Origin of the sequence: Cryocola sp. 340MFSha3.1 (assembly GCF_000383315.1) — a bacterium.
Lineage (GTDB): Bacteria > Actinomycetota > Actinomycetes > Actinomycetales > Microbacteriaceae > Leifsonia.
Genome location: NZ_KB911087.1, coordinates 1,165,945 through 1,179,029 on the forward strand (window position 1 = coordinate 1,165,945; position 13,085 = coordinate 1,179,029).

A 13,085-nucleotide genomic window follows, 5' to 3' on the forward strand; every position below is an offset into this window, starting at 1 on the left:
TTCGGCATGACTCAGAAGCGCAGGATCACACAGGGCCCGCCCATCGAGCGCTTCTACAGCGTGATCCCGGCCGGCGGCATCGGCTCGCGGCTGTGGCCCCTGTCGCGGGCGGATGCCCCGAAGTTCCTCCACGACCTGACCGGCTCCGGCCAGACGCTGCTCCGCGACACCTGGGACCGCGTCGCTCCCCTGTCGGGCGAGCAGCGCATCATGGTCGTCACGGGCCGCGCCCACCGCGCCGCCGTCGAGCAGCAGCTGCCGTCGCTCACCGACCCGAACGTCGTGCTGGAGTCCGAACCGCGCGATTCCACCGCGGCCATCGGCCTGGCCGCCGCCATCCTGGAGCGCCGCGAGCCCGGCGTGATCATCGGCTCGTTCGCCGCGGACCACGTGATCAACAACCTCCCGCTGTTCCAGTCGGCGGTGCGCGAGGCGGCCGCCTCTGCGCGCGCGGGCTACATCACGACCATCGGCATCCAGCCGACGGAGCCCGCCGTCGGGTTCGGCTACATCCACTACGGCGAGCGGCTCGAGATCGCCGGCGCCCCCAGCGCACTGGCTGTCGACTCCTTCAAGGAGAAGCCGGACCTGCAGACCGCCGAGCGGTACCTGGCGAACGGCTCGTACCTGTGGAACGCGAGCATGTTCATCTCACGGGCCGACAAGCTCCTGGAGGAGATCGGCCGCAACAAGCCGAAGCTGCTCGCCGGACTGCTGGAGCTTGCGGAGGCGTGGGACGACCCCGCGACCCGCGGCCCCGCCGTCGACCGGATCTGGCCGGAGCTCGAGAAAATCGCCATCGACTATACGGTCGCGGAGCCCGCGGCCGCCGCCGGTCGCCTCGCCGTCATCCCTGGATACTTCGACTGGGACGACGTCGGCGACTTCGCGTCGCTCGCGAAGCTCAACTCGGGCGGCCGCAAGTCGGACCTCGCCATCCTCGGCGAGAACGCCCGGGTGCTGTCCGACTCGTCGAGCGGCATCGTGGTGAGTCAGAGCAAGCGGGTGATCAGCCTCATCGGCGTCAAGGACATCGTCGTCGTCGACACTCCGGACGCGCTGCTCGTCACCACGAGCGAGAACGCGCAGCGGGTCAAGGCGGTGGTGGATGCGCTGAAGATCACCGGATCCACCGACGTCCTCTAGTCGGTCGTCCGGTCGGTCAGTCGACGACCGACGGTCCGTTCTGCACCTCGTGCACCAGCCGCGAGACCTCCTCCTGCGGAAGCTGGATGCCCGCCTCGTCGAGCCGCTGCTTCAGCAGCCGCTCGCTGTCCTCGGAGCCCCGCAGCTGCATGTCCGCGCGGACCTGCTCGACGATGCCGGCGACCTTGCTCTCGTCCGTCGCGTCGGTGCTTCCCTGCATGATCGGTTCGTCCTGTGTCATGGCGTGGACGGTACGCCCGGCCGATCCCGGCGTACAGGGCGGGTTATCTCGACATCGAGATAACTGAGGTCACCCTAAGAGGCGGCTGGACCCCACCCGGCATAGACTGGCGCTGCGCTCACCGCGCCGCATCAGCGATCAGCAACCAGGGAGGGTTGTCCGTGTCAGACCAAGCGACAGGGACCCTGCAGCCGGCCAAGACCCGGCCCGGCGGAACTCTGTACCGTGGCCGTGAGGGGATGTGGTCGTGGGTCCTCCACCGCATCACCGGCGTCGCCATCTTCTTCTTCCTTCTCGTCCACATCCTGGACACGTCGCTCATCCGCGTGAGCCCCGAGGCCTATAACGCGGTGATCGGCACCTACAAGAACCCGATCATGGGGCTCGGCGAGATCGCCCTCGTCGCGGCCATCGTGTTCCACGCCTTCAACGGCATCCGCATCATCCTGATCGACTTCTGGAGCAAGGGCGTCAAGTACCAGAAGGTCATGTTCTGGATCGTCATCGCGCTGTGGGTGATCCTGATGGCCGGCTTCGTGCCCGTCCAGCTCGTCCACATCTTCTCGGAGGTGAACTGACGTGACGACCATCGAGGCGCCGCGCACCCCCGCAGCCCGATCCTCCCGCGGCAAGAACTGGGAGAAGTGGGGCTGGATCTACATGCGGTTCTCGGGCGTCCTGCTCGTGATCCTCATCTTCGGCCACCTGCTGATCAACCTCGTCCTCGGCGACGGCGTCAAGCAGATCGACTTCGCCTTCGTCGCCGGCAAGTACGCCACGCCGTTCTGGCAGGTCTGGGACCTCCTGATGCTGTGGCTCGCCCTGATCCACGGCGGCAACGGGATGCGGACGCTCATCAACGACTACGCCTACAACCGGGTGGTCAACCGCATCCTCAAGTGGGCCGTCCTCGCCGCGGTCGTCGTGCTGATCGTGCTCGGAACGCTCGTGATCTTCACGTTCGACCCGTGCCCGGCCGGCGCCGCGGCCTCCGACCTGCCGTCCTTCTGCCCGGCACGCTGATCCTTCGACAACGGAAGACCTGTGACAACAGAAGCTACTGAATCCACCGTCATCGACGGCGTCCACTACCACGAGTTCGACATCGTCATCGTCGGAGCCGGCGGCGCCGGCATGCGCGCGGCGATCGAAGCAGGGCCCCACGCCCGCACCGCCGTCATCTCGAAGCTCTACCCGACGCGCTCCCACACGGGTGCGGCGCAGGGCGGCATGGCCGCCGCCCTCGCGAACGTCGAGGAGGACAGCTGGGAGTGGCACACCTTCGACACCGTCAAGGGCGGCGACTACCTCGTCGACCAGGATGCGGCGGAGATCCTCGCCAAGGAGGCCATCGACGCGGTCATCGACCTCGAGAACATGGGCCTGCCGTTCAACCGCACGCCCGAGGGCAAGATCGACCAGCGCCGCTTCGGCGGCCACACCCGCGATCACGGCAAGGCTCCGGTCCGCCGGGCGTGCTACGCCGCGGACCGCACCGGCCACATGATCCTGCAGACGCTGTTCCAGAACTGCGTCAAGCTCGGCATCAACTTCTTCAACGAGTTCTACGTGCTCGACGTGATCATGAACGAGGTCGACGGGGTCCCCCAGCCGGCCGGCGTCGTTGCTTACGAACTGTCGACCGGCGAGCTGCACGTCTTCCACTCGAAGGCGATCATCTTCGCCACCGGCGGCTTCGGCAAGATCTTCAAGACCACCTCCAACGCCCACACCCTCACCGGTGACGGCGTCGGCATCATCTGGCGCAAGGGCCTGCCGCTGGAGGACATGGAGTTCTTCCAGTTCCACCCGACCGGCCTCGCCGGCCTCGGCATCCTCCTCACCGAGGGCGCCCGAGGCGAGGGCGCCATCCTCCGCAACGCGTCCGGCGAGCGGTTCATGGAGCGCTACGCCCCCACGATCAAAGACCTCGCACCGCGCGACATCGTCGCCCGCTGCATGGTGCAGGAGGTCGCGGAAGGACGCGGCGCCGGCCCGCACAAGGACTACGTGCTGCTCGACTGCACGCACCTGGGCGCCGAGGTGCTGGAGACGAAGCTCCCCGACATCACCGAGTTCGCGCGCACCTACCTCGGCGTCGACCCCGTGGTCGAGCCCGTCCCGGTCATGCCGACCGCGCACTACGCGATGGGCGGCATCCCGACGAACACGGCCGCCGAGGTGCTGCGCGACAACACCACTGTCGTCCCCGGCCTCTACGCCGCGGGCGAGTGCGCCTGCGTGTCTGTGCACGGCTCGAACCGTCTCGGCACCAACTCGCTGCTCGACATCAACGTCTTCGGCAAGCGCGCCGGCAACAACGCGGTGGAGTACATCAAGACCGCCGAGGCCGTCCCGCTGCCGGAGGACCCGGCCGGAGCCGTCCGCCGCATGATCGACGAACTGCGCACCTCCACGGGCACCGAGCGCATCGCCGCCATCCGCAAGGAGCTGCAGGACGAGATGGACCGGAACGCCCAGGTGTTCCGCACCGACGAGTCGCTCTCCCAGGTCACGCAGACCATCCACGAGCTGCGCGACCGGTACCGCAACGTGCAGGTGCAGGACAAGGGCAAGCGCTACAACACCGACCTGCTGGAGGCCGTCGAGCTCGGCTTCCTGCTCGACCTCGCCGAGGTCGTCGTCTACTCCGCGCGCAACCGCAAGGAGTCGCGCGGAGGCCACATGCGCGACGACTTCCCGAAGCGCGACGACGAGAACTACATGAAGCACACGATGGCCTACCTCACCGGCGACCCGCACTCGTCGGACGCGGCAGACCACATCACGCTCGACTGGAAGCCCGTCGTCGTGACCCGCTACCAGCCGATGGAGAGGAAGTACTGATGTCGAACGCCGTGCTCGAGACTCCCCCCGCCCCCGAGGCCCCGGTCGAGTCGTTCACCGTCACGCTCATCATCCGCCGCTTCGACCCGGATGTGGACACGGAGCCGCGCTGGCAGGACTTCGACGTCGAGCTGTACCCGACCGACCGCATCCTGGACGCCCTCCACAAGATCAAGTGGGAGCAGGACGGCTCGCTGACCTTCCGCCGCTCGTGCGCGCACGGTATCTGCGGATCGGACGCCATGCGCATCAACGGCCGCAACCGCCTCGCCTGCAAGACGCTGATCAAGGACCTCGACATCTCGAAGCCGATCTACGTCGAGGCGATCAAGGGCCTGCCGCTCGAGAAGGACCTCATCGTCGACATGGAGCCCTTCTTCGAGTCGTACCGCGAGGTGCAGCCGTTCCTCGTCGCGAACTCGAAGCCGGAGAAGGGCAAGGAGCGCATCCAGTCGGTCGCCGACCGGGCCCGCTTCGACGACACCACCAAGTGCATCCTCTGCGCCGCGTGCACGTCGTCCTGCCCGGTGTTCTGGACGGACGGCCAGTACTTCGGCCCGGCCGCGATCGTCAACGCGCACCGTTTCATCTTCGACTCGCGCGACGACAACTCCCAGGTGCGCCTCGACATCCTCAACGACAAGGAGGGCGTGTGGCGCTGCCGCACGACCTTCAACTGCACCGACGCCTGCCCGCGCGGCATCCAGGTCACGCAGGCGATCGCCGAGGTGAAGCAGGCGATCATGCGCGGCAAGGCCTGATCGAGCCGCGAACACGTCCACGACGGCCCGCTCCGCATCGGAGCGGGCCGTCGTGCATCTCCGAGCGGTACGCCCGCTCGCTATCCTGACGGCGTGGCCAAGAAGTCCCGAGGCGAGCCCTCCCCGCCGGACCCGGACCTCCAGCGCGCCGCGGGCAACGTGGAGCCGCACGTGGACGAGTCTCTGAGGGAGCGCCTGGTGGAGCGTGCCGACCCCCTGGTGCGCCGGTTCGAGCGCCCGGTGGCGCGCGTCTCGGTCTGGGCGAAGTGGGTCAAGGCTCTGCGGCCGTATCGCGTCTACATCAACTACTCGTATTCGGACGGCAACCTGCGCGCGGCCGGAATGGGGTACCAGTCCCTCTTCGCGGTGTTCGCCGCGGTGTGGGTGGGATTCTCCGTCGCGAGCTACTGGCTCTCCGGCAACGAGGCGGTCTTCGACGCTCTCGTGGCCCTGATCAACCGGGCGGTGCCCGGCCTGATCGAGACGAGCGCCACCGTCGGGGTGATCCCGCAGGAGCAGCTGCGCAACGCCTCCTCCTTCGGCTGGATGGGGGTCATCGCCGCCATCGGCCTGATCTGGACCGCGATCGGCTGGCTCTACTACACGCGGCAGGCGGTCCGGGCGGTGTTCCGCCTCAGCCGCGACACCACCAGCTATGTGCTCCAGAAGGTGCGCGACCTCGGACTCGCGCTCATCTTCGGCGTGCTGTTCGTGCTGTCGGCGCTGCTCACGATCGTCAGCACGCAGGCGCTGACGCTCCTCCTGGATCTGACGGGCCTGTCGGACTCGTTCTGGACCAACGCTGCGACGCGTCTCTCGGGTCTCGTCGTGTCAGTCGCGCTCAACATCGTCACGCTGGGGGCGATGTTCCGCATCATGTCCCGGGTGGCGATCCCGTGGCGCAACCTGTTCTTCGGCGCGCTGCTGGGCGCGCTCGTGCTCGCCGGGCTGAGCGCCCTCGGTGGTCTGCTTCTCGGGGCCGCCTACAAGAACCCGCTCCTGGCGACCTTCGCCGTCTTCATCGGTCTCCTGCTGTGGTTCAACCTCATCTCGCGCGTCATCCTGCTGTCGGCGTCGTGGATCGCCATCGGAATGGCCGACCGCGGCCTCTCGCCGCGCGCCGTCACGCCGGAGGAGGCGGCCGCGGAGCGCGCCGCGGCCGAGCACGAGGCGCGTGTGCTGGTCGCTCGATCGGAACTGGCGCAGGCACAGGACGATCTGGCGACGGCGAGGTGGTTCTCCCGGCTGCCCGCGCAGCGCCGCGTCGCCCGGGCGGAGCAGCGGCTGAACGACCTCCTCGACGGAGAACCGGTCGCCTGAACCGGTGTCGGCCGCCCCCGGTAGGCTGGAACCATGCCCTCGAGTCGCTTGCGCATCGCCACGATCAACGCCAACGGCATCCGCGCCGCCTTCCGCAAGGGCATGGGCGCCTGGCTCGACGGGCGCGACGTCGACATCCTCGCCATCCAGGAGGTCCGGGCCTCGTCCGAAGACCTTCAGGGGCTCCTCGGCGACGAGTGGGACATCGTCCACGACCCGGCCACGGCCAAGGGCCGTGCGGGAGTGGCGATCGCGAGCAGGCACCGTGCATCCATCCACCGCGTGGAGCTCGGCCCGAGCGAGTTCGACAGCGCGGGCCGCTGGCTGGAGGCCGACTACGAGGTCGGCGGCACGGTGATCACCGTCGTCAGCGCGTACGTCCACTCGGGCGAGGCCGGCACGGAGAAGCAGACCGAGAAATACCGCTTCCTCGACGCGATGGAGGCGCGGCTTCCCGAGTTGCAGAAGCACAACGAGCTCGCGGTGGTGATGGGCGACCTCAACGTCGGCCACCGCACGCTCGACATCCGCAACTGGAAGGGCAACGTCAAGCGCGCCGGCTTCCTGCCGGAGGAGCGGGAGTACTTCGACCGCATCCTCGGCGCCGAAAGAGACCCGGCCTACAACGCCGGCGCCGGGCTCGGCTGGGTCGACGTCGTCCGCAAGCACGCGGGCGAGGTCGAGGGGCCGTACACGTGGTGGTCGTGGCGCGGCAAGGCGTTCGACAACGACACCGGATGGCGCATCGACTACCAGCTGGCGACCCCCGCACTCGCGGAGCGGGTCACGGGCTGGTCGGTCGACCGTGCGGCCGCCTACGACGAGCGATGGTCGGACCACACGCCTGTGGTCGTCGACTACGCGCTCTGACGGCCCGAAGCCTCCGCATCCCCTCCAGATTTCGAAAGCAGAACCATGACAACCCTCCCCCGCCTCTACTCCGGCATGCAGCCGTCGGCCGACTCGCTGCACCTCGGCAATTACATCGGCGCACTCCTGCAGTGGAAAGAGCTGCAGAGCACGCACGACGCGTTCTTCTCCGTCGTCGACCTGCACGCCATCACGGTGGCGCAGGATCCCGCCGAACTGCGTGAGAAGACGCGCCGCACGGCGGCGCAGTACATCGCTGCCGGGATCGACCCGTCCGCCTCCACCCTCTATGTGCAGTCCCACGTGCCCGCGCACGCGCAGCTGGCCTGGGTGTTGAACACCATCACCGGCTTCGGCGAGGCGTCGCGGATGACGCAGTTCAAGGACAAGTCGCAGAAGCAGGGCGCCGAGGCGACCTCGGTCGGGCTCTTCGCGTACCCGGTGCTGATGGCTGCGGACATCCTGCTCTACGACACCGAGATCGTGCCCGTGGGCGACGACCAGCGCCAGCATGTCGAGCTGACGCGCGACCTGGCCGAGCGCTTCAACAGCCGCTTCGGCCAGACGTTCGTCGTGCCGCAGGCGATGATCCTGAAGGACAGCGCCCGCATCTACGACCTCCAGAACCCGGAGTCGAAGATGTCGAAGTCCGCCGAGTCGGGCGCTGGCATCATCTGGATGCTCGACGAACCGGATGTGACGCGCAAGAAGATCATGCGCGCGGTCACCGACACCGACGGCGTCGTGTCGTTCGACCGCGAGGGCAAGCCGGGCATCTCCAACCTGCTCTCGATCTTCTCGGCGCTCAGCGGCCGCTCGATCGAGTCCATCGAGCTGGAGTACGAGGGCAAGGGCTACGGCGACTTCAAGAAGGGCCTCGTGGAGGTGGTGGTCGAGGAGTTCGCTCCCATCCGCCAGCGCGCGCTCGACCTTCTCGCCGACCCCGCCGAGCTCGACCGCATCCTCGCGGTCAACGCCCAGCGCGCAAGCGAGGTCGCTGAGGGCACCCTCGAGAAGGCGTACGACCGCATCGGCTTCCTCCGGCGAGCCCGCTGATGCCGGCGCCGGTCGTCCTGACGGGCGCGCGGGTGACGCTCTCGACGCCCGGGCACGCGGATGTCGACCGGATCGCCGAGGTCTGCGCCGACCCGGCCATCGCCCGCTGGACGACCGTGCCGTCGCCGTACACGCGCGAGAACGCCGTGGGATTCGTGACGAGTGTCGTCCCCGACGGCTGGGCGAGCGGCCGGGTCTGCACGTGGGCGGTCCGCGTCGATGGCGTGCTGCTCGGCATGATCAGCATCGGCGACATCCGCGAGCACCAGGGCGAGATCGGCTACTGGATGGCGCCGGAGGCCCGCGGGAAGGGCATCATGTCCGAGGCCACAGCACTGGTCGTCGACTACGGGTTCGCTCCGGCTCCGGGCGGCTTGGCGCTGCGCAAGCTGGTGTGGCGTGCCCTCGCCGGGAACGCCGCCAGCGCGGCCGTCGCCCGCCGTGCCGGCTTCCGCTGGGACGGCATCGTGCCGGGCGGCGCCGAGCAGCGGGGCGAGCGGTTCGACGAGTGGCGTGGCACCCTCCTGCCGCAGGACTCCGGACGGCCCGCGGGCGACTGGCCCGGTGTCTCGTTCGTCCAGGCTCCGGCGTGAGCGACATCCGCGTCGTCCTGTTCGACCTCGACGACACCCTGTTCGCGCACCGGGCGGCCGTCGAGGCGGGCATCCTGCGGTATGCCGAGACGCTCGGGCCGCCCTACGGCACGGCCGAGGCAGACGAGGTCGTGACTCTCTGGCACGACCTCGAGGAGGAGCACTACCACTCGTACCTCGCGGGTGACCTGGACTTCGAGGGGCAGCGGCAGGCGCGCGCCCGCGACTTCGCGGCCCGCCACGGCGTCGAGCTGGACGACGCCCAGGCGAGCGCCTGGTTCGCCGACTACTTCGAGCACTACGTGGCCGCCTGGTCGCTGCACGACGACGCCCTCCCTGCCCTGGATGCACTGGAAGCCGCCCTCCCCGGTGTCCGCTTCGGCCTCATCACGAACGGCGACCTGGCCTTCCAGGGCCGGAAGGTGGAAGCGGTCGGTCTCGACGCCCGCATGGAGCATCTGATCGCCTCCGGCGAGGTCGGCGTGGCCAAGCCCGACGCGGCGATCTTCCACGCGGCGTGTGACGCCTTCAGCGTGCGACCGGATCAGGCCGCCTACGTGGGTGACCGGCTCCGCACGGACGCGATCGGGAGCGCACGGGCCGGCCTCACCGGGGTGTGGCTCAACCGGCGGAATGCCGTCCCCTCCCCCGAGGACGAACTCGACGCGGCCACCGCCGGCGTCCGGACCATCACATCCCTCGCCGAGCTCGCTCCCCTCCTGGCCTGAACGAGGAGCTACGTGCGATGAATGGCGGAGCGATTATGCGTGACTTCAGGTTTTCGACCCACACTGGTGACAGGGATTCTTGAACACGTTCTCCGCGATTGCCCCAAGGACACACGCTCGCAGGGGCGCTCTAGAGTTTTCCGAGCAGCGCCGTTGCCGCTGCAACGAGCCCTGCACTGATGAGGTTCGCCGTGGTACCGTTCGCCAGGTCGGCGACCCACCTCACGGTTCGTCTCACCCACGGATCCTGTAGGTTCTGCTCCTCTACTGCTCTCGACAGCGTCTCAGCAGCCTCTTCCAGGTGCTGCGCGAGTTCGCCTTCGTGACGCAATGACTCACGATGCAAGCTGAGAGCGAGTTTGCTCACGTCCCGTTCAATGACGGTCCACTCGAATGTGATCTTCCCGTTGTTCACAAGGTCGCCGTCGCCGAGGTGGGTCAGCCCGTTGAAGGTGATTGACCTCGGCTCCTCGGGTTCGCGCGGAGACCAGCGTTCATAGGAATCGGGGGTCAGCGCCGCGGTCCGCGGCAGAGAGTTCCAGATGACACCGTCCGTGATGACTGTGAAGTTCGGCACGGTCAGCCATCCGTGCGCTACCGCATACTCGATTACACGAAGGATTTCAGCATGCGTCCAGCCGAACGAGAGCCAGAGCGCAGGCGGAAGCGTCATTGGACGGTCCGGACCACCGCAATAGCCGCGCAGACTCCCGATCAGATAATCGGCCATCTCATCGAGCACATCTTCCGAAAGTACCGTTTGTGAATAATGGAGATACCGTCTTCTAGCCACCACGATGAGCGGCGTGGCAAGGGCGACGAGAATTACCACGAAGCCCCACGTTGACCATAGGTCGTTCATCGTCCCCAATCCTTTCAGCTCCGAACAGAATAGGACCGGCCTCCGACGTGGCGCCGCTGGCCCGCAATTGACGTGCGTGCGCCAGCGGGCTGACGCGACACGCCGTCGGCGAGAGCGCCCGGACGGCGTGTCGTGGCAACAAGCTCGGCGCCTGAACGGCGAAGCGCCGCCCGGCGGATGCCGGACGGCGCTTCGTGGAGTGGACGGCTCAGGCGTTGCGAACGTCGTCGTCGACCCAGTCGAAGGTCTTCGTGACGGCCTTCTTCCAGAGACGGATCTGACGGTCGCGCTCCTCCGCATCCATGTTCGGGGTCCAGCGGCTGTCCTCCTGCCAGTTCTTGCGCAGGTCGTCGAGGTCCGACCAGAACCCGACCGCGAGCCCCGCGGCGTACGCGGCACCGAGGGCGGTCGTCTCCGCGACGACCGGACGGATCACCGGGACGCCGAGGATGTCGGCCTGGAACTGCATGAGCAGGTTGTTGGCGATCATGCCGCCGTCGACCTTGAGCTCCGTGAGGTCGACGCCCGAGTCCGCGTTGACGGCGTCCAGCACCTCGCGGGTCTGGAAGGCCGTGGCCTCCAGCACCGCGCGGGCGATGTGGCCCTTGTTCACGTAACGGGTGAGTCCGACGAGCGCACCGCGCGCATCCGCCCGCCAGTACGGAGCGAACAGGCCCGAGAACGCCGGCACGAAGTACGCACCGCCGTTGTCGTCGACCGTCTTGGCGAGCTCCTCGATCTCCGGCGCGCTCGAGATGATCCCGAGGTTGTCGCGCAGCCACTGCACCAGCGAGCCGGTGACAGCGATCGAACCCTCCAGCGCGTAGTGCGGCGCCGCGTCCCCGAGCTTGTAGCCGAGGGTCGTCAGCAGACCGTTCTTCGAGTGGACGATCTCCTCACCGGTGTTGAAGATGAGGAAGTTGCCGGTGCCGTACGTGTTCTTGGACTCGCCGGTGTCGAACGCGGCCTGGCCGAAGGTCGCGGCCTGCTGGTCGCCGAGGATGCCGGCGACGGGCACCTCGCGGAGGAGGCTGGACGCCTCGACCTGACCGTAGACCTCGGACGAGCTCTTGATCGCGGGGAGCATCGACTTCGGCACCCCGAACACCTCGAGGATGTCGTCGCGCCAGCTCAGCGTCTCGAGGTCCATGAACAGCGTGCGGGAGGCGTTGGTCACGTCGGTGGCGTGCACACCGCCGTCCGGGCCGCCGGTGAGGTTCCAGAGCACCCAGGTGTCGGTCGTGCCGAACAGCAGGTCGCCCGCCTCGGCGCGCTCGCGGGCGCCCTCGACGTTCTCCAGGATCCACACGATCTTCGTGCCGGAGAAGTAGGTCGCCAGCGGGAGGCCGACGATCTGCTTGAAGCGCTCCGTGCCGCCATCGGCCGCCAGGCGGTCGACGATCGGCTGCGTGCGGGTGTCCTGCCAGACGATGGCGTTGTAGACCGGCTCGCCGGTGTTCTTGTCCCACACCACCGCGGTCTCGCGCTGGTTGGTGATGCCGACCGCCGCGATGTCGTGGCGGGTCAGGTCGGCCTTGGAGAGCGCCTGGCCGATGACCTCGCGGGTGTTGTTCCAGATCTCGACCGGGTTGTGCTCGACCCATCCGGCCTTCGGGAAGATCTGCTCGTGCTCCAGCTGTCCGGTCGAGACGATCGACCCGGACTTGTCGAAGATGATCGCCCGGGTGCTGGTCGTGCCCTGATCGATGGCGACGACGTAGTCGGCCATAGGTAACTCCTTTGTTCTTTGGGGGTGGAACGGAGAGGGGCCGGCGGGATCGCTCCCGGCCGGCCCCCGATGTCACTTGATGAGCGGGAGGAGCACCAGCGCGAGCCATCCGGCGATCAGACCGCCGATGATCGGGCCGACGATGGGCACCCACGAGTAGGCCCAGTCGCTCGAGCCCTTGCCCTTGATCGGGAGGATCGCGTGAGCGATGCGAGGACCGAGGTCACGAGCAGGGTTGATGGCATACCCGGTCGGACCACCGAGGCTCGCACCGATGCCGATCACGAGGAGGGCGACGGGGAGAGCGCCGAGGGCGGCGAGGCCGGCCGCCTGGCCGGGCTGGTGGCCGAACGCGATCACCACGAAGACCAGCACGAACGTGCCGATGATCTCGGTGACCAGGTTCCAGCCGTAGCTGCGGATGGCCGGGCCGGTCGAGAAGACGCCGAGCTTGTTCGCCGGGTCCGGCTCCTCGTCGAAGTGCCGCTTGTACGCCAGGAACGTCAGCACGGCGCCGATGATCGCGCCGATCAGCTGAGCCAGGATGTACAGCAGCACCGTGATGAAGTTGACCGGCACCAGGGTGTGCGCCGCCGCGGAGCCGAACGTCTTGGCGCCGTTGGCGACGAGACCGAGGGTCACAGCCGGGTTGAGGTGCGCTCCCGAGTTGTAAGCCACGACCACACCCGAGAACACCGCGATGCCCCAACCGAAGTTGACCATCAGGAACCCGCCGTTGAAGCCCTTGTTCTTGATGAGGGCGACGTTCGCCACGACACCGGTACCGAGCAGGACCAGCATTGCTGTGCCCACCAGCTCGGACAGGAAATCTACACCGATATTGTCCACGTTGACCTTCCAGTTGTTCAGTTGACCCGCACCCTGTTGTGCGTTCTGGTGTGGCTCTTGTCAGGGTGGGCATTTGAACGCTA

General features: G+C 67.7%; 14 protein-coding genes. 10 read left to right on the forward strand and 4 right to left on the reverse strand.

Features of this window, described 5'->3' with window-relative positions; translation table 11 throughout:
• Positions 1-6: 6 nt before the first annotated feature.
• Positions 7-1,146, forward strand: a complete 1,140-nt coding sequence (locus H284_RS0105595) for a mannose-1-phosphate guanylyltransferase (protein WP_020075454.1) — start codon at positions 7-9, stop codon at positions 1,144-1,146.
• A 16-nt stretch (positions 1,147-1,162) separates the two neighbouring features.
• On the opposite strand, the gene H284_RS0105600 is transcribed toward H284_RS0105595, so the two are convergent.
• Complete coding sequence (locus tag H284_RS0105600) at positions 1,163-1,387, reverse strand: hypothetical protein (RefSeq protein WP_018190000.1); 225 nt, start codon at positions 1,385-1,387, stop codon at positions 1,163-1,165.
• A 161-nt stretch (positions 1,388-1,548) separates the two neighbouring features.
• Here H284_RS0105600 and sdhC point away from each other — a divergent pair, with 161 nt between their 5' ends.
• The 9 genes from sdhC (at position 1,549) to H284_RS0105645 (ending at position 9,562) form a co-directional block, all read left to right on the forward strand.
• Positions 1,549-1,965: a succinate dehydrogenase, cytochrome b556 subunit gene (sdhC, locus tag H284_RS0105605; protein ID WP_081626591.1), complete on the forward strand. Its 417-nt coding sequence runs from the start codon at positions 1,549-1,551 to the stop codon at positions 1,963-1,965.
• A gap of 1 nt (position 1,966) precedes the next feature.
• Positions 1,967-2,410: a succinate dehydrogenase hydrophobic membrane anchor subunit gene (locus H284_RS0105610; protein WP_018189998.1), complete on the forward strand. Its 444-nt coding sequence runs from the start codon at positions 1,967-1,969 to the stop codon at positions 2,408-2,410.
• Between the two features lie 21 nt (positions 2,411-2,431).
• A complete protein-coding gene (gene sdhA / locus H284_RS0105615; protein ID WP_020075455.1) occupies positions 2,432-4,234 on the forward strand; it encodes a succinate dehydrogenase flavoprotein subunit in 1,803 nt (600 codons plus the stop codon).
• A complete protein-coding gene (locus H284_RS0105620) occupies positions 4,234-4,995 on the forward strand; it encodes a succinate dehydrogenase iron-sulfur subunit (RefSeq protein ID WP_020075456.1) in 762 nt (253 codons plus the stop codon). The genes sdhA and H284_RS0105620 overlap by 1 nt, the downstream gene beginning before the upstream one ends.
• A gap of 93 nt (positions 4,996-5,088) precedes the next feature.
• Positions 5,089-6,315: a YihY/virulence factor BrkB family protein gene (locus H284_RS0105625; RefSeq protein WP_020075457.1), complete on the forward strand. Its 1,227-nt coding sequence runs from the start codon at positions 5,089-5,091 to the stop codon at positions 6,313-6,315.
• 33 nt (positions 6,316-6,348) lie between these two features.
• Positions 6,349-7,185: an exodeoxyribonuclease III gene (locus H284_RS0105630; RefSeq protein ID WP_029042832.1), complete on the forward strand. Its 837-nt coding sequence runs from the start codon at positions 6,349-6,351 to the stop codon at positions 7,183-7,185.
• Positions 7,186-7,230: 45 nt separating this feature from the next.
• The gene (gene trpS / locus H284_RS0105635) at positions 7,231-8,241 is read left to right on the forward strand and encodes a tryptophan--tRNA ligase (protein ID WP_020075459.1); all 1,011 of its coding nucleotides are present in this window, start codon (positions 7,231-7,233) and stop codon (positions 8,239-8,241) included.
• Positions 8,241-8,834, forward strand: a complete 594-nt coding sequence (locus H284_RS0105640) for a GNAT family N-acetyltransferase (protein ID WP_020075460.1) — start codon at positions 8,241-8,243, stop codon at positions 8,832-8,834. The genes trpS and H284_RS0105640 overlap by 1 nt, the downstream gene beginning before the upstream one ends.
• The gene (locus H284_RS0105645; protein ID WP_020075461.1) at positions 8,831-9,562 is read left to right on the forward strand and encodes an HAD family hydrolase; all 732 of its coding nucleotides are present in this window, start codon (positions 8,831-8,833) and stop codon (positions 9,560-9,562) included. Before H284_RS0105640 ends, H284_RS0105645 begins: the two co-directional genes overlap by 4 nt.
• Positions 9,563-9,692: 130 nt before the next feature.
• Here the strand turns inward: H284_RS0105645 and H284_RS0105650 are convergent, their stop codons facing one another.
• The 3 genes from H284_RS0105650 to H284_RS0105660 form a co-directional block, all read right to left on the reverse strand.
• A complete protein-coding gene (locus H284_RS0105650) occupies positions 9,693-10,424 on the reverse strand; it encodes a hypothetical protein (protein ID WP_029042833.1) in 732 nt (243 codons plus the stop codon).
• 208 nt (positions 10,425-10,632) lie between these two features.
• Entirely contained in the window at positions 10,633-12,153 is a 1,521-nt protein-coding gene (glpK, locus tag H284_RS0105655; protein ID WP_018189990.1) for a glycerol kinase GlpK, read from the reverse strand.
• Positions 12,154-12,225: 72 nt separating this feature from the next.
• Positions 12,226-12,954: an MIP/aquaporin family protein gene (locus H284_RS0105660; RefSeq protein ID WP_020075463.1), complete on the reverse strand. Its 729-nt coding sequence runs from the start codon at positions 12,952-12,954 to the stop codon at positions 12,226-12,228.
• Positions 12,955-13,085 lie beyond the last annotated feature (131 nt).